Source organism: Mycobacterium conspicuum (genome assembly GCF_010730195.1).
Lineage (GTDB): Bacteria > Actinomycetota > Actinomycetes > Mycobacteriales > Mycobacteriaceae > Mycobacterium > Mycobacterium conspicuum.
In genome coordinates, this window is the sequence record NZ_AP022613.1 from 3,688,809 (window position 1) to 3,704,408 (window position 15,600).

15 protein-coding genes and 1 tRNA gene are annotated in these 15,600 nt (G+C 65.5%); 7 read left to right on the forward strand and 9 right to left on the reverse strand.

Going from position 1 to position 15,600, the window contains the following annotated elements:
• Window positions 1–116 precede the first annotated feature (116 nt).
• From G6N66_RS30455 to G6N66_RS17090, 3 genes are all read left to right on the forward strand, one after another.
• Window positions 117–383: a hypothetical protein gene (locus tag G6N66_RS30455; RefSeq protein ID WP_139825033.1), complete on the forward strand. Its 267-nt coding sequence runs from the start codon at window positions 117–119 to the stop codon at window positions 381–383.
• Between the two features lie 640 nt (window positions 384–1,023).
• Window positions 1,024–1,581: a type IV toxin-antitoxin system AbiEi family antitoxin domain-containing protein gene (locus tag G6N66_RS17085; RefSeq protein WP_139825028.1), complete on the forward strand. Its 558-nt coding sequence runs from the start codon at window positions 1,024–1,026 to the stop codon at window positions 1,579–1,581.
• Entirely contained in the window at window positions 1,578–2,429 is an 852-nt protein-coding gene (locus tag G6N66_RS17090) for a nucleotidyl transferase AbiEii/AbiGii toxin family protein (RefSeq protein ID WP_179968283.1), read from the forward strand. Before G6N66_RS17085 ends, G6N66_RS17090 begins: the two co-directional genes overlap by 4 nt.
• 512 nt (window positions 2,430–2,941) lie before the next feature.
• On the opposite strand, the gene G6N66_RS30460 is transcribed toward G6N66_RS17090, so the two are convergent.
• The 8 genes from G6N66_RS30460 to G6N66_RS17130 all read right to left on the reverse strand — a co-directional run bounded on the left by G6N66_RS30460 (window position 2,942) and on the right by G6N66_RS17130 (window position 10,025).
• The gene (locus G6N66_RS30460; protein WP_372515608.1) at window positions 2,942–3,337 is read right to left on the reverse strand and encodes a type II toxin-antitoxin system Phd/YefM family antitoxin; all 396 of its coding nucleotides are present in this window, start codon (window positions 3,335–3,337) and stop codon (window positions 2,942–2,944) included.
• A gap of 413 nt (window positions 3,338–3,750) precedes the next feature.
• On the reverse strand, window positions 3,751–5,022 hold the full coding sequence (locus G6N66_RS17100; protein ID WP_085231256.1) for an ATP-binding protein: 1,272 nt from the start codon (window positions 5,020–5,022) through the stop codon (window positions 3,751–3,753).
• Window positions 5,023–5,279: 257 nt separating this feature from the next.
• Window positions 5,280–5,353: transfer RNA gene (locus G6N66_RS17105), tRNA-Ile, on the reverse strand.
• Between the two features lie 27 nt (window positions 5,354–5,380).
• The gene (locus tag G6N66_RS17110; protein ID WP_232079340.1) at window positions 5,381–5,914 is read right to left on the reverse strand and encodes a nitroreductase family deazaflavin-dependent oxidoreductase; all 534 of its coding nucleotides are present in this window, start codon (window positions 5,912–5,914) and stop codon (window positions 5,381–5,383) included.
• A gap of 143 nt (window positions 5,915–6,057) precedes the next feature.
• The gene (locus G6N66_RS17115) at window positions 6,058–6,282 is read right to left on the reverse strand and encodes a ribbon-helix-helix protein, CopG family (protein WP_139825043.1); all 225 of its coding nucleotides are present in this window, start codon (window positions 6,280–6,282) and stop codon (window positions 6,058–6,060) included.
• A gap of 20 nt (window positions 6,283–6,302) precedes the next feature.
• On the reverse strand, window positions 6,303–7,133 hold the full coding sequence (locus G6N66_RS17120) for a carboxymuconolactone decarboxylase family protein (protein ID WP_085231328.1): 831 nt from the start codon (window positions 7,131–7,133) through the stop codon (window positions 6,303–6,305).
• 4 nt (window positions 7,134–7,137) lie between these two features.
• Window positions 7,138–8,511 (reverse strand): TldD/PmbA family protein, encoded by a 1,374-nt coding sequence (locus tag G6N66_RS17125; RefSeq protein ID WP_085231327.1) that lies wholly within the window; start codon window positions 8,509–8,511, stop codon window positions 7,138–7,140.
• Window positions 8,508–10,025, reverse strand: coding sequence for a TldD/PmbA family protein (locus tag G6N66_RS17130; protein ID WP_085231339.1), 1,518 nt, complete (start codon window positions 10,023–10,025; stop codon window positions 8,508–8,510). Before G6N66_RS17130 ends, G6N66_RS17125 begins: the two co-directional genes overlap by 4 nt.
• Before the next feature lie 34 nt (window positions 10,026–10,059).
• Between G6N66_RS17130 and G6N66_RS17135 the strand changes: the two genes are divergently transcribed.
• The 4 genes from G6N66_RS17135 to G6N66_RS17150 all read left to right on the forward strand — a co-directional run bounded on the left by G6N66_RS17135 (window position 10,060) and on the right by G6N66_RS17150 (window position 14,172).
• On the forward strand, window positions 10,060–10,932 hold the full coding sequence (locus G6N66_RS17135; protein ID WP_085231326.1) for a carbohydrate ABC transporter permease: 873 nt from the start codon (window positions 10,060–10,062) through the stop codon (window positions 10,930–10,932).
• On the forward strand, window positions 10,919–11,764 hold the full coding sequence (locus G6N66_RS17140) for a carbohydrate ABC transporter permease (protein ID WP_085231325.1): 846 nt from the start codon (window positions 10,919–10,921) through the stop codon (window positions 11,762–11,764). Before G6N66_RS17135 ends, G6N66_RS17140 begins: the two co-directional genes overlap by 14 nt.
• 79 nt (window positions 11,765–11,843) lie before the next feature.
• Window positions 11,844–13,181, forward strand: coding sequence for an ABC transporter substrate-binding protein (locus G6N66_RS17145; protein ID WP_085231338.1), 1,338 nt, complete (start codon window positions 11,844–11,846; stop codon window positions 13,179–13,181).
• 25 nt (window positions 13,182–13,206) lie between these two features.
• Entirely contained in the window at window positions 13,207–14,172 is a 966-nt protein-coding gene (locus G6N66_RS17150; protein WP_163645864.1) for an SPFH domain-containing protein, read from the forward strand.
• A 1-nt stretch (window position 14,173) separates the two neighbouring features.
• Here G6N66_RS17150 and G6N66_RS17155 read toward each other — a convergent pair whose 3' ends face one another.
• Window positions 14,174–15,592 (reverse strand): APC family permease, encoded by a 1,419-nt coding sequence (locus tag G6N66_RS17155; RefSeq protein WP_232079341.1) that lies wholly within the window; start codon window positions 15,590–15,592, stop codon window positions 14,174–14,176.
• Window positions 15,593–15,600 lie beyond the last annotated feature (8 nt).

The window sequence follows — 15,600 nt, forward strand, 5'->3', positions numbered from 1 at the left end:
AGCGGCGAAGGCAGGTGGCCCGCAAAGTTCCGTTGGAAAATGCCAACAGACAGCAATGGTCGAGGTTACGATCCGCCACCATGGGCAGATTGGCAGCGTTGACAATTGCATTCGCGATGGGACTTACGTTTACTCCGGCAGTGAACGCCGATACGGGCGATGTGTCGTCTGCGCGGGCCTTCGGCGAAGTAACGCACATACCGCAAAACCCGAGCTCGTCATGCGACCCCAATTACTCCGGGGCCTGCGTTCCGATCGCAAGTGACGTGGACTGCGCGGGCGGTAGCGGTAATGGTCCGGCCTACGTCCAGGGTCCTGTCACTGTCGTCGGCAAGGACATCTACGGCCTTGATCGAGACGGCAATGGCATTGGCTGCGAATAGCGGTTCACGACCTTGACAACCTGCCCGCATCTACACCGCGTCCCGATACTTTTGCGGTGACCTTGCGAACTGGGCCGACGACCGCACAGCCCCTTCAATGAACGGCCGACCGTTTCTGTCTTAGGAGGACGAGGTGATTAGGGCGTTTGTTGGATCGCGGGCAGGCGTTACAGCCGGCTCAAATCGGGCTGACGTAGCTGTCCCGACCAACGCCACAGCCATCCCCTCGCGCCACGAACGACGCCGCGCCGGGAGGCCGGCGGAGCCGATCCATTAGCCGAAAAACCCATCTACCAGGTGAAATACAGTGGGGCGGGCGGGGCTCGAACCCGCGACCAACGGATTTCCAGAAGACACTTCACGATCGAACTCGGTGCTTGCGATATCTTCTTGTGCCGCAACGTATTTAGCCGCGAAGTGGCCCTGTAGAGAACCCAAGGTTTTCCATCGATTCTTATTCATTGGCGACGAATAAAACGGCTAGGACACACTCGAAGTTGCGCCAAGGCTGGGCGGATCGGCCGATGCTCTGGCGAGGGCCCGCCAAACTTGTCGCCAGAACCGTGGGAATAAAACGTTTACAGCTATGATTACCTGTAAACGTTTCGTGCCATGGGCTTGGGAAAGGAGGCCGGGTCCGATGGACGCCCTGACGCCGAGCACTGCAGGCCAGGCCGGTCTGTCGCGCAGCGCTCTCTACCGGAGTGCGCGTGCCGGTCGGTTGGACCGCATCGCACGCGGTATCTACCTGCCTGCGGATGCCTCCTCTGCAGACTGGGACTTGCTCGAGGCAGCAACCCGGCGCCCGGACGCCACGATCTGCCTGATCTCCGCGCTCGCCCATTACGACCTGACCGACGCGATCCCGACCAAGCTGGACGTCGCGATCCCCCGGGGGTCACGGACACCGGCGAGCACGGGTGCGATCGCATGGCATCACTTCGACCGCGCCAGCTTCGAGATTGAACGCGAAGAAATCGCGATCCCAGGATCGGATCAGACAATCGGGATCTACTCTCCTGAACGGTCAATCGCCGATGCCTTTCGGCTTCGCAGCGAGATCGGATACGAACTGGCACGCGACGCGCTGCGCGAATGGCTGCGCCGCGGCGGCAAACCGGCTCGGCTGATCGACGTCGCGTCCCACCTCCCGCGGGCGAAGTCCCCGCTCCTGCACGCATTGGACATGCTGGCGTGAGCTCCGGCGACAGAGTGTTCCGCCAAATCCAATCCGTCGCCCGCTCCGCAGCGGCGAGCAGTGGCACCGGCGCACCCACCCAGGAATACCTGATCCGGCACGCGCTCGAATCATTCCTGGACCGACTCACCCGCACTTCTCACGCCGGCGATTTCGTCCTCAAAGGCGGAATCCTGCTGGCCGCCTACGGTGTACGGCGCCCGACCAAGGACGCCGACGCTAACGCCGTCAATGCCAGCGTCACCGCCGAACATCTCGCCCAGGTGGTCCGCGACATCGCCGCGACCGACGCCGACGACGGGGTGGTGTTCAACCTCGACACGATCACTGTGCAGGAGATCCGCGAGCAGTCCGACTACCCAGGTCTTCGAGTACGGGTCGCCGTATCAATCGGACCGTGGAAGGGTGCCGTGGCCTGGGATGTATCCGCTGGAGACCCGATCGTGCCACCGCCCCGGGCAGTGACGGTCGAACGAATCCTCGGCGACCCGATCACGCTGCTGGGTTACGCGCCCGAGACCAGCATCGCCGAGAAGGGCGTCACGATCCTCGAGCGCGGAATCACCAGCACCCGCTGGCGTGACTACGTCGACATCGTCCAGCTCGCCCACAAAGGCATTGACCCCGATGCGCTGCTCCACTCGGCACGAGCCATCGCACGCCATCGCGGCATCACTCTCGAACCCGTCGCACCGCACCTTGCCGGTTACGGCGCGGTCGGGCAAGCGAAATGGGCCGCATGGCGCCGCCGAGAACGGCTCGAATCCGTCTGCGAGGAGAATCTCGACGACCACATTGCTCTGGTCGCCTTAGCCCTCGATCCCGTCTTTGCCCGCGGTCCTGGATAGGAACTCGATAGGAGACGCGTCATCAGTGAGACCACGGACCATGTGGGCGTCCCACCTGCGGACGCGGGATTAGACGACGTTCTACGATGTGTGCCTTAGCAAAGGTAATCCAAACGAGCGCAACGGAATACGCTGCCGACATGTGCCGAGGATTGATAGGGATCGGTGAGACTCCTGCGGAATGGCGAAGGGGTGCGGGCCGCTGTCCCGGATGCGGGTCGCAGTGCCGCAGCTGCTGTCATCGGCGACGGTAGGCATCCGCACGGCTGAATGCGCCTATCACGCTGACTTGCCGGCGCTCGTCGTCAATTTTGTAGAGGACGCGATAGGTGCCGCGTCGTGCGCAATAGCGAACATTCAGGGGACGCCGGAGCTGCTTGCCACGTGACGCGGAGTATCGAGCAGCGGGCCGATGATGAACTCATTGGTAGCGAATGCGACCGATTCAGGAAGTTGCTCGGCCAGTTGCTTTCTCGCAGTCGGCGCAATGATCAGCCCATATCGCCGGTCGGTCACGTCCTGGCTCGGCGTGCTTGCATAGCTGCCGTCAGGCTGTCCAGGTCCTCACCCTCTCCCCGGGCGATCTCCGCCTCGGCCTCACCGAAGGCACGCAGCGCCGCTGAGTCGGATAGCACCGCAATCGTTTCCTCAAGCGATTCCAGATCGTCGACGGCAAGAAGGACCGCCGTGGGACGTCCGTGCACCGTTACCGTGATCCGCAGCTCGATGCACGCAACCCGGTGCGGTGTCTGGTGCTCTGGAGTGGGGCTCGGAAGGAAGGGCTCGAAAGTGGGGCTCGAAAAAGTGGGGCTCGAAAAGTGGGGCTCGAAAAGTGGGGCGGGCGGGGCTCGAACCCGCGACCAACGGATTATGAGAGCGTCCCACCTGGGGAAATGGGATTTGACGATGCTTCATGATATGCGCCGTCAAACGACGGTAATACAAACGGGCACAAAGGAATACGCTGCCGAAACGTGCCGAGGATTGAAGAGTGTGGTCGAGACTCCTGCGGCCTGTGTGCGGACTGGCGACGCAACTGCGGTGCAGACGGCGGCGCGCGGACCTATCGTGCCAGTGTTCGGATCCGATGGCATGCATCGCTTATCCTGCGCGGAGAAACCGCGCACACATGGTCCCGAGATTGCCAGGAGCGGCAGGGGCCCTGAGGAGGCACCAGCAACCAATTTTGACTTGTAGATGGCGTCGGTAGCGTGCCTGACTGTCGCCAGGCCGCACGCCCTGCGATAGACCAGCAAGAGCCATCCGCCGTTGGTCCTATCGACTCGTCGCAAACGAAGGCCGCCATTGGTGTTTCGACCCATTACGGACCCAGCAGGGCCAGCGGGACCACGCCGATGCCGTCGGGGCGACGGTAAGCGTTGGGCCCGGTATTGATGATGATCGCGTCAAGCAGGTCCGCGCGCAGGTGGTCGGCCAGCCAGCGCAAGTGCGAGGTATCTCGATCTTCGACTGTTGCAGCCAGTTTCACCTCGACAGCGAGCACCTTGCCGTCATCGCGCACCACCACCAGATCTATCTCGTGATCACCGTTGCGTGTCCGGAGGTGGCCGGTAGTGGCCTGCGCGGCCTGCGCGGCAACCCGTACGCAAAGCGTGACCAAGGATTCGAAGAGATGCCCGAGCATGCCACCAGCCTGAGGCCCGATCGGCCTGCCTTGACCGCTGAGAAGCGTATCCACGGACAAACCGAGTAGACGCGCCGCCAACGCGGGATCGGCCAAATGATGCTTCGGCGATTGGGCCAAGCGCGCCAACGGGTTTGCCGCGGGACCCCAAGCCGGCACCGGGTCAAGCAGCCATAGCTGAGTGAGCACATCGCGGTACGCGATGGTCGTTGAACGCGCCGGCTTGTCACTGACACCGGCTGTGGCCGCGTCGAGCACTGCGGTATAGCTGGCCGTCGTCGATGTGGCCGCCGCGTAGGCGCGCAACCAGCCCAGCATGGCATCAGGCTTACGAACGGCGAGCCCCTGCTCGGGCACGTCGCGATCGACGGCATTCCGCAGGTAGGAATCGAGCTGGAATTTCAATGCTCGCGCACCCAGAGACCGCATGCCCGGGAACCCCGATGCCACGATCTCGTGCGTGTAGTCGGCCAACCGGACCTCCGCCACCCCATCGAGCGGAACCCTTTCCCCACTGAGCAATTCGCCGAGACTGACCGTCGGTGACCCGATCCCCCGCTCCGACAAGGTCATGGGACGCATCCGCAGCCGCCCAATACGCCCCGCGCCGGAGTGGGCCGTCGCCCCCTGACGGGGTGACGCACTCCCGGCAAGCAGAAACTGGCCACCGGTCGGATCGTCGTCGACAGCACGCCGCACGACATCCCACACCTCGGGAACCTTCTGCCACTCGTCGACGAGCAGTGGCCGCGGCCGAGTCAACAGAAGACCCGGGTCGGCATGCACCGCCTCACGGTTGGGCTTTGCATCGAGTCTGAGCAGGCCGACGACTCGCTGCTCGGCTGTCGTCGTCTTCCCCACTGCCTTCGGGCCATCGATTGCGATCGCCGGTATCTGTCCGAACAGCTCATCCAGCTCGTCGTCGATGATGCGTCTGGCGTACCGCATAGGCTCAATCATACAATTAGCAGGCCTTGAATCAGTCAATTAGCATGCACTGAATCGGTCAATTAGCACGGTTTTTGGGGCGGCAAGGGGATTCAAACCCCGCCTCGAACAGGCAAAATGCCGGTTTAGCTGCATGTTCGCTCCATCTCGTTCCGATTCAGTCCCGTGCGTTACCTGAGGTTTGATTTCGGGGTCTTGACAGAGCGCTAGGTTGAACTGGTATTTGCGGGTGGGGCGGGTGGGTCTAGTGGGGCTAGTGGGGCGGGCGGGGCTCGAACCCGCGACCAACGGATTATGAGTCCGCGGCTCTAACCAACTGAGCTACCGCCCCTGATGCTTGCCGGGTTCGACCTTAGCGTCAGGTTCCCTGACCGTTGTCGCCAGCCGACGGGCGAAGCCGGAAAATTCGGATCTGCCGAGGTGCGCAGTTCACGCGGTAGTTCTCGTATCCGGCGTAGACATCAACGGCCGTCGCCCACGCGGCCGCCCGCTCGTCACCATCCAGCAGCTCGGCCAGGTAGGGCCGCGGCGGACCGTTGAGTTCGACGGTGCACTCGGGGTGCGCCAGCAGGTTAGCGCTCCACCCCGGATGCTTCTCGCGGCCGTAATTCGATCCGATGGCAAGGAGCGAGCCGTCACCGTCGTCAAGCAGCGCCAGCGGCTGCGGACGCGGCCGTCCCGACTTGGCGCCGGTGGTCGTGACAAGCCCGACCTTGTCTCGCCCCATGGTGCTCAGGTGGCCGTTGGTTCGCGGTATCAAAAACTTGTCGACGCGCGGCGCCACGAACTTTCCCAGGTAGGAGCCGGCGCGGGACATGGCCATGCGCTCGAAGAGCGCCTCGTCCCAGCGAAGACGACGGCCGCGGTAGGGGCTGAACCTGCGAAAAGCCACGGAGTCAACGTACCCAATTGTCAACTGGCCGGACACGGTCGCCGCGATGAGATAGTTGGCCGTCCCCACCCCGGGATGCGACCGCACGCAGCGACGGGCTGAGGTGTCGAGCAGGGCGTGCGTCAGGCGTCCCGGACGACCATCTAGCGGCCGAGGCCGAGGCGCATCCCGTGGACGTACTCCGCCGAGTCAATCTCGCCCGACCACGCCTGAAAACTCATCTCAAGGGCCCGCATCCGTTCGGCGGCGGACCCGTCGCCGTACGCCCGATCGATCGCGCGCCGGATGAGCTCGCCCAGCGACAAACCAGACCGCGCAGACTCCGCGACCAGCCGCGAATACTGCTCATCCTCGAGCGTGATCTGCATCCGGTGCATCATGGTGACGATCAGCTGAAGACGGTGTGGCCGTCGACGTCGAGCAGGTAACGCTCCGTGCCGTGCTCAACCCTCGGGGCGTCACCGCCTAGCGACACGGCGATCTTGTTGCTGGCGTTACGCATGACGTCGAGGGTGAGTTCGACGGCCTCGTCGTCGGAGAACCCCGAGCGCACCCCGACGACGTCATCGGCGACGAGGTGCGCAGGGGTCCAAATTAACCCATCCGCATAGCGCAGCGCTGCTTTTGCCCGGGCGTCGAGCAGCGTGGAGGTCTCGAAGTTCTCGATGTCGCCGTACAGCGTTTCCGAGCCGCCGGCGTCCAGCGCGGTGCTCTCCCGCAGCGACTTGCACAGTCGGCAGTTGTGCTGAGCGGCTCCGCGCAGCCGGACCAGCTCGGACGTGACCGGGTCCAGCGCGCGCATTCGGGCCACCGCGGGCAGGAAGTCGTCGAAGACCACGCTCGACGGCTCGGAGGTGTGGTCCCAGTCGACCGCGCCGGAGACCCAGCCGAGATACTCCGAACCGACGCCCAACGCTTCCAGCCCGGCCCGCACCCGGGGCACGAAGTCGGCGATGTACATGGCGACCACGACGCCAAAGGTGCTGTCCCCCAACGCCTTAAACAACCGCGACCGCTGATCGACGGTGATCGCCGAGACGTCGGTGCTGAACTGCTCAGCGAATTCGGCGACGACGGCCTCGGCCTCCGAGCCCGGTTCCTCGACCACGATTTCGGCCGGCAACGCCGGCAGAGACAGCGTCCGCGCGCACACAGTGCGCACCAACCCGGTGATACGACCGTCACCGGGAGAAAGAGCTACCAGCTGATCTAGCACCACAGCATTATTGCGCCTGGCTCACCGACGACATATAGAAATCGGGTATCCGCAGCGACGGCATGGCCGCCCGGGTGGCCCAATCACTCCATTCGCGCGGCAGCGTCTTCTCACTGACACCGGCTTCAGTCGCCCGCCGCAACAGATCCAGCGGACTCTCGTTGAACCGGAAGTTGTTGACCGCCGCGGTCACCTCGCCATCCTCGATGAGGTAAACGCCGTCGCGGGTCAGCCCGGTGAGCAGCAGGGTGGTCGGGTCGACCTCGCGGATGTACCACAGCGTGGTCAGCAGCAGCCCGCGCTCGGTGGCCGCGATCATGTCGGCCAGATCGGCCGAGCCGCCCGTCATCACCAGGTTGTCGGCCCCGACCGCGACCTTCTCGCCGAACTTGGCGGCCGTGGCCCGCGGATACGCCAGCGCATTGATTACCCCGTCGCGGATCCAATCGACCTGGCCGACCTCCATGCCGTTGTCGAACACCGACACCGTCTCCGAGGAGTGGCTCGTGGCGACGAACGCCCCACACTCCAGCCCGGGCGCCATCGGGTCAGAGAACAGCGTCAGCGGCAGGTCGGTGAGCCGCTCCCCTACCCGGGTCCCGCCGCCGGGTGCGGAGAACGCGCTGCGCCCTTCCTGCGCGCCCCGGCCGGCCATCGACCACGCCATGTAGAGCATCATGTCGGCCACCGTCGACGGCGGCATGATCGTCTCGTAGCGACCGGCGGGCAGTTCCACACTGCGCGAAGCCCAACCCAGTCGCATCGACAAGTCCTCGAGCAGCGAATCGGTTGGCACGTCGACGAAATCGGGCGTCCCGACACCCGCCCAGGCGCTCGCGTCGCCGCGTTTCGCGTTGATCTCCACCGCGCCGGTGGGCTGCGTGTAACGGCGCCGCAGCCCGGTCGACGACGCCAGGAAGGTCGTCGAAACACTATGGTGCGCAAAGCCGTACAGCCGGTCGGCGCCGCGAAAACCCCGGCTCAACGAGGAGGCCACGTCGGTGAAGACCTCGGCACCGATGCCCGGCACGGGCGCGTCCCAGTCCGCGGGCACCCCGGCATCGGCGAGCAACGGCGCCGCGTCGCCGGCCTCCGGCGCAGACCGGGCCGCATCCTGCGACGCCGCCACCAGCCCCGGTATCACGCGCGGGTCGACTTCGGCGGACACCACCGTCCCGACAAAGGCGCTACCACCTTGGCGCACAATCGAAATCACGGTCGTGCTGCGGCTGACCGACACCCCGTTGGTGGTCATCGAATTGCCCGCCCACCGCACGTTCGCCCCGACCCGGTCGGTGACCAGCACCATGGTCTCGTCGGCCCGGCCGGCCTTGGCCGCTTCCTCCAGGATGAGGTTGACGACGTGCTGCGGGGTGATCATCGGCCGCCCTCGGCTCGGGTGTTGAGCACGTTGACACCGCGGAACAACGCCGACGGGCAGCCGTGGCTGACGGCGGCGATCTGTCCGGGCTGGGCCTTGCCGCAGTTGAACGCGCCGCCCAGCCGCCAGGTCGACGGGCCGCCGACGGCCTCCATCGAATTCCAGAAATCGGTGGTGGTGGCCTGATACGCGACGTCGCGGAGCTGACCATCCAGCACACCGTCACGGATGCGGAAGAACCGCTGGCCGGTGAACTGAAAGTTGTAGCGCTGCATGTCAATCGACCACGATTTGTCACCGACGATGTAGATACCGTCCTGCACGCGGCCGATCAGGTCCGCGGTGCTGATGTCCTCGGGGCTAGGTTGCAGCGACACGTTGGCCATCCGCTGGATCGGCACGTGATGCGGCGAGTCGGCATACGCGCACCCGTTGGAGCGCGGCTGCCCGAGCTTGAGCGCGAACACCCGATCCAGCTGATAGCCGACGAACACCCCGTCGCGCACCAGGTCCCAGCTTTGCGCGGCCACGCCCTCGTCGTCGTATCCGATACTGGCCAAGCCGAATTCGACGGTGCGGTCGGCGGTCACGTTCATCACCGGAGAGCCGTAGCGCATGGTTCCCAGTTTGTCGGGGGTGGCGAACGAGGTTCCGGCGTAGGCCGCCTCGTAGCCGATCGCACGGTCGTATTCGGTTGCGTGGCCGATGGATTCGTGAATCGTCAACCACAGGTTGGTCGGGTCGATCACCAGGTCCGTCGGCCCGGGAGTCACGCTGGGCGCCTTCACCTTCTCGGCCAGCAACGACGGCAACTGGGCGAGTTCGTCGGTCCAGTTCCACACCTCGTCGCCGGCCAGCACCTCCCAACCGCGCGCCATCGGCGGCGCCAACGTGCGCATCGAATCGAAGCTTCCCGCCGCGGAGTCCACCGTCACCGCTTCCAACGACGGCAGCACCCGCACCCGCTGCTGGGTGATCGACGATCCGAACGTGTCGGCGTAGAACGTCTGCTCCTTGACGGCCGTCAGCCCGGCCGACACGTGATCGACGCCATCGGCGGCCAGCAGCCGCCCGGAATAGTCCTGCAGCACCGCGATCTTGTCGGCCCCGGAGATGTCGAACGGATCGATCCGGTAGTTCGACACCCAGGTGGCGTCGGCGTACACCGGCTCGTCCGCCAACTCGACCCGTTCGGCGTTCAGCGCCGCGAGCGTGGTGGCCACGTGCACCGCGCGGCGCGCGGTCTCGGCCGCGACCGACGGCGCCAACTCGGCGTGGGAGGCGAATCCCCACGTGCCGTCGACGATCACCCGCACCGCCAGACCGACCTGGCGATTGATCACCGCCGTCTCGAGCTCACCGTCGCGCAGCTGGTTGACCTCGGTGCTGATCCGGTGAATCCGCAGGTCGGCGTGGCTGGCGCCGGCCGCCGTCGCCGCCGACAACGCGGCCTCGGCCAGCTGGCCACGCGGCAGGTCCAGGAAGTCGGCATCGATCCCCCGGTCTGGTGTCACCCAGCCCACCCTAATGACCGGCTTTAATACACCCATGCGCGACGCGCCACGCCGATCCACCGCGCTGGGCTACGCCCTGCTGGCACCCAGCCTGTTCGGGGTGCTGGTCTTTCTGCTGTTGCCGATCCTGGTGGTGATCTGGCTGAGCCTGTATCGGTGGGACCTGCTCGGACCGCTGCGCTATGTCGGCCTGGACAACTGGCGGTCGGTGTTGGTCGACGCCGACTTCGTCAACTCGCTGGTGGTCACGGCCATCTTCGTGGCGATCGTGGTCCCGGCGCAGACGGTGCTGGGGCTGCTGGCCGCCTCGATGCTGGCTCGCCAACTCCCCGGCACCCCGGTCTTTCGCACCCTGTACGTGTTGCCCTGGATCTGCGCGCCGCTGGCGATCGCGGTGTTGTGGCGTTGGATCTTGGCGCCTACCGACGGCGCGGTCAGTGCCGTGCTGGGCCATCGGATCGAATGGCTTTCCGACCCCACCCTGGCGCTGCCGGTCGTGTCGGCGGTGGTCGTCTGGGCCAACGTCGGCTATGTCGCCTTGTCCTTCTTGGCGGGCCTGCTGGCCATCCCCGACGAGATTCACGCGGCCGCGCGCACCGACGGCGCCAACGCCTGGCAGCGGTTTTGGCGCATCACCCTGCCCATGCTGCGGCCGACGATGTTCTTCGTGCTGGTCACCGGAATCGTCAGCACCGCACAGGTTTTCGACACCGTCTACGCGCTCACCGACGGCGGGCCGAGGGGCCGCACCGACCTGGTGGCACATCGCATCTACGCCGAGGCGTTCGGCGCGGCGGCGATCGGGCGTGCGTCGGTGATGGCGGTGGTGCTGTTCGTCATCCTCGTCGGCGTCACCCTCGTCCAGCACATGTACTTTCGACGGCGGATCAGCTATGACCTCACCTAGTCGCCCCAGCCGCTACCTCACCAGCCTGCCCAACGCCGTTGTCTACACCGGCTTGTCGCTCGGTACGCTGATCACCTTGGTGCCGTTCGCACTTGGCTTGCTCACCTCGTTCACGTCGAAGCATCAGTTCATCACGGGCACACCGCTGCAGCTGCCGCGACCGCCGACCCTGGACAACTACGGCGACCTGGGTGGGGCCGGGTTCGGCCGTGCCGCGGCGGTGACCGCGTTGATGACGGCGGTGATTCTGGTGGGCCAGTTGACCTTTTCGGTGCTGGCGGCGTACGCGTTCGCGCGGTTGAGTTTTCCCGGACGGGACGCGCTGTTTTGGGTTTACATCGCGACGCTGATGGTGCCCGGGACGGTCACGGTGGTGCCGCTGTATCTGATGATGGCGCAGCTGGGCCTGCGCAACACGTTCTGGGCGTTGGTGCTGCCGTTCATGTTCGGCTCCCCGTACGCGATCTTCCTGCTGCGCGAGCACTTTCGCCTCATCCCCGATGACTTGATCAACGCCGCGCACCTCGACGGCGCCAACCCCCTAGATGTGATCGTGCACGTGGTGATCCCGTCGAGCCGGCCGGTGCTGGCCGCCCTGACGTTGATCACCGTGGTCTCGCAGTGGAACAACTTCATGTGGCCATTGGTGATCACCAGCGGCCACAAGTGGCGGGTGCTTACGGTGGCGACCGCAGATCTGCAGTCGCGCTTCAACTCCCAGTGGACGCTGGTGATGGCGGCGACGACGATCGCGATCGTCCCGCTGATCGTGCTGTTCGTGGCGTCCCAGCGGCACATCGTCGCGTCGATCGTGGTTTCGGGGCTCAAATGAGAACAAGGTGCGCCGAGATTGCCCCCAGGGCTGTAATTTTCACCATTCCACGACCCTCATGGCAATCTGGACGCAAACCGTGAGCCGGCCGCGCTATTCGACGCTATTCGCCGCGGCGCTCGCGCTGCTCGCGGCGCTGCTGGGCGCGACGGCGGTGTTCATGGACCGGGTGGGACAGCCACACGGCGCGAAGATCGTGGTGACCGTGCGGATCTGGGCCGAACCGATCGCGCAGGCATATCAGCAGTCGTTCGACACATTCAACCGCGCACATCCCGATATCGAGGTGCGCACCCGAATGGTGGCCTACTCGACCTACTTCAATACCCTGCGCACCGACGTCGCCGGCGGCAACGCCGACGACATCTTCTGGCTGTCCAACGCCTATTTCGCGGCCTACGCCGACAGCGGCCGCCTGATGAACATCGGCAAGACGCTGGGTCCGGACGCGGCCTCGGCCTGGGAACCGGCCGTGGTGGACCAGTTCACCCGCGGCGGGGCGCTGTGGGGTGTGCCGCAGTTGACCGACGCCGGCATCGCGGTGTTCTACAACGCCGACCTGCTCGCGGCCGCCGGGGTCGATCCCGCGCAGCTGAACACCCTGCGGTGGAGCCCGAGCGGTGACGACACCCTGCGCCCGATGCTGGCGCGGCTCACCGTCGATGCCGCCGGAAAGACGGCGGACACACCGGGTTTCGACGGCAGCCGAGTGCGGCGATGGGCCTACAACGCGGGCAACGATGCCCAGGCCATCTACCTCAACTACATCGGTTCGGCCGGCGGCGTCTTTCAGCGCGGCGACGAGTTCGCGTTCGATAACCCGCCGGCGATCGAGGCCTTTCGCTATCTGGTCGGTCTGATCAACCACGACCACGTCGCGCCCCCGGCCTCGGACACCAACGACAACGGCGACTTCTCCCGCAACCAATTTCTGGCCGGCCGGATGGCCCTCTTCCAATCCGGCACCTACAACCTGGAACCGGTGGCGCGCTACGCCCCCTTCCACTGGGGTGTGGCGATGCTGCCGACCGGGCCGAAGGGGCGGGTGAGCGTCACCAATGGCATTGCCGCCGCAGGCAATTCGGCGTCCAAACATCCTGACGCCGTGCGCAAGGTGTTGGCCTGGATGGGCAGCGCCGAGGGCAACGCCTACCTGGGCCGTGACGGTGCGGCGATCCCCGCCGTGCTGGCGGCGCAACCGGTCTACCACAGCTACTGGGCCGCCAAAGGCGTCGACGTCACACCCTTCTTCTCCGTGCTGGACGGCCCGCGCATAGCGGCCCCCGGCGGCGCCGGCTTCGCCGCCGGAAATGAGGCGCTGCAAAGCTATTTCAACGAAATGTTCCTCGGCCGCGGCGACGTCGCGACCACCCTGCGAAAGGCTCAGGCGGCGGCCAACGCGGCTGCGCGTCGTTAGTTCAGGTTTCCAAGGAAGGAGCGTCATGCCTGGATGGTGGATAATCGCGATCCTCTTTTTCTTGTTGGGGATCGCTGTGCTCATCGGGAGCGTGTTCGTCGATCAGGGGCGGCGGAGGAGGCTCTGGAGCATTACGGCCGCCGCCGTGTTGTTCGGCGTGCTGTTCACTCTCATCAGCTCCTACGACCGCGTGGACACCCGCAACGTCGGCATCATCACCGAGTTCGGCAAACCGGTGGGGGTGCACGGTGCCGGGATCGTGTGGCATGCGCCGTGGCGCAAGGTCAGTGAGCTGTCGGAGGCGATACAGCTGCAGGCGTTCGAATCCACCAGTTACGACGACGCCAGCGCGGGCAGGGGCGCGAACGGCAATCCGGCCGCGATCAACGTGCGGCTGGCCAACAACTCCAACGCCTACGTGGACGAGAACCTGAATTGGCGGCTGCGCGAGGGCGCGGCCCCGAAACTGTTCCAGGATTACGGCGGCGCCAACGTCTTCCAGACGATCAAGGAGCAACTGGTGGACCGGCAGGCACAGGTCGCCCTGTCGAAGGTGTTCGCCACGTTCAACCCGCAGGTGATGCTGGCCGCGGCGGCGAACGCGCCAGGCGGTGTGCCACAGATGCCCGCGCCGGCGCAGGGCGCCGACCTGCCGGCGATGGCCGCTCAGGTCAAGAAGGACCTGCAGGACGCGGTGGGATCGGAGATCGAAATCCTCGACGTGCGCATCCCGCGCATCTTCTACGACCAGCCGACCCAGCAGCGCATCGACGCCTACAACCAGAAGGTTCAGGAAACGATCAACGCGCAGCAGGACGTCAAGACCGCGGAGCAAAACCGGTTGGCCGCGGAACAGCGCGCCAACCAACCGCCACCGGATCTGCGGATCGCGATCTTCAACTGCCTGAACGATCAGGTGAAGAACGGGCGCGACCCGGCGGGGTGCTGGGGCCAGATCGGTGGCCAGCCGCTGGTGCAGGTGCCGCGCTGAACTAGCGGCTGTCAACTACATCGTTGAGCACGCTGCGGTGGCGGCCCCACATCAGATAGAAGACCAGCGCCGCCGCCACCCAGCCGGTGAACGCGATCCAGGTGTACCAGTGCAAGCTGAGGAGGATGTAGCCGCACGCCAGCACCGAAAGCACTGGCGTGACAGGGTAACCGGGAACCCTGAACCCGCGCGGCAAGTCCGGCTCGCGCACCCGCAGAATGATGACGCCGACGGAAACGACGATGAATGCCGTCAGCGTCCCGATGGACACCATGTCCGCCAGATTCTGCAGGGGGATGAACGCCGCAAGGAGTGACGTGGTGATCGCGACGATCACCGTGTTGGTCACCGGGGTCTTCGTGCGGGGGCTCAGGGTCGCGAAGCGCGACGGCAGCAGCCCGTCGCGCGCCATCGCATACAGGATGCGGGTCTGCCCGTAGAGGGTCACCAGCGTCACGCTGAAGATCGAGATGACCGCGCCCGCGGCCAAAATGGTGCTGGCCCACTCGCCGTGCGTGACGTTGTCGAGAATCGTGGCCAGCCCGGCCTCCTGCTGGTTGCCGAAGTCCCGCCAGGACTGGGTGCCCAGCGCCGCGAGCGCGACGAGAACATAGACGCCGGTGACGATCAGCAGCGCGGCGATCAACGCGCGCGGCATGGTCTTCTGCGGATTCGTCACCTCCTCGCCGGCGGTCGAGACGGCGTCCAGGCCGATGAAGGAGAAGAAGATCGTGCCCGCCGCCGAACCGATTCCGGCGACGCCGAGCGGGGCGAAGTCTTTGAGGTGGCCGGGGTCGTAGGCGGTGAACGCGATCACCACGAACATGCCCAGCACACCGAGTTTGATGAGCACCATGATCGCGTTGGCGATCGCCGACTCGCGGGTGCCGCGGATCAACAGCACGGCGCATAGCACGATCAAGATGACCGCCGGCAGGTTCACCACGCCCGCGTCGGCGTCCCACGGCGCCGCCGACAACGCGTGCGGCAGTTGGAATCCGGTCACATTGTGCAGCAGCTTGTTGACGTATCCGCTCCAACCGACCGCGACCGCGGCCGTCGACACCCCGTATTCCAGCAGGAGGCAGGCCGCCACGCCGATCGCGACGGCTTCACCCAACGTGGCGTAGGCGTAGGAGTAGGACGAACCGGAAACCGGTACGGCGGAAGCCAATTCGGCGTAGCAGATGGCCGAGAGCCCGGCCGCCACTCCGGCGATGATGAACGAGACGATGACGCTCGGGCCGGCCTCCGGCACGGCCTGCGACAGCACGAAGAAGATGCCGGTGCCCACGGTCGAGCCGACCCCGAACATGGTCAGCTGGAAGGTGCCGATGCTGCGCTTGAGGTTCTCGGAAGATTCCTGCGCCGTCGCGGCGTCGGACACGGGTCGGCGCCGCAGCATCTGCTCTTTCAGCATCAGCCGAT

Coding starts and splice junctions, on each gene's coding strand:
- G6N66_RS17115 (WP_139825043.1), bottom strand. CDS start 6,282: ATGCAGATCACGCTCGAGGATGAGCAGTATTCGCGGCTGGTCGCGGAG.
- G6N66_RS17085 (WP_139825028.1), top strand. CDS start 1,024: ATGGACGCCCTGACGCCGAGCACTGCAGGCCAGGCCGGTCTGTCGCGC.
- G6N66_RS17100 (WP_085231256.1), bottom strand. CDS start 5,022: ATGCGGTACGCCAGACGCATCATCGACGACGAGCTGGATGAGCTGTTC.
- G6N66_RS17150 (WP_163645864.1), top strand. CDS start 13,207: ATGCCTGGATGGTGGATAATCGCGATCCTCTTTTTCTTGTTGGGGATC.
- G6N66_RS17125 (WP_085231327.1), bottom strand. CDS start 8,511: ATGATCACCCCGCAGCACGTCGTCAACCTCATCCTGGAGGAAGCGGCC.
- G6N66_RS17140 (WP_085231325.1), top strand. CDS start 10,919: ATGACCTCACCTAGTCGCCCCAGCCGCTACCTCACCAGCCTGCCCAAC.
- G6N66_RS30455 (WP_139825033.1), top strand. CDS start 117: ATGGGACTTACGTTTACTCCGGCAGTGAACGCCGATACGGGCGATGTG.
- G6N66_RS17135 (WP_085231326.1), top strand. CDS start 10,060: ATGCGCGACGCGCCACGCCGATCCACCGCGCTGGGCTACGCCCTGCTG.
- G6N66_RS17155 (WP_232079341.1), bottom strand. CDS start 15,592: ATGCTGAAAGAGCAGATGCTGCGGCGCCGACCCGTGTCCGACGCCGCG.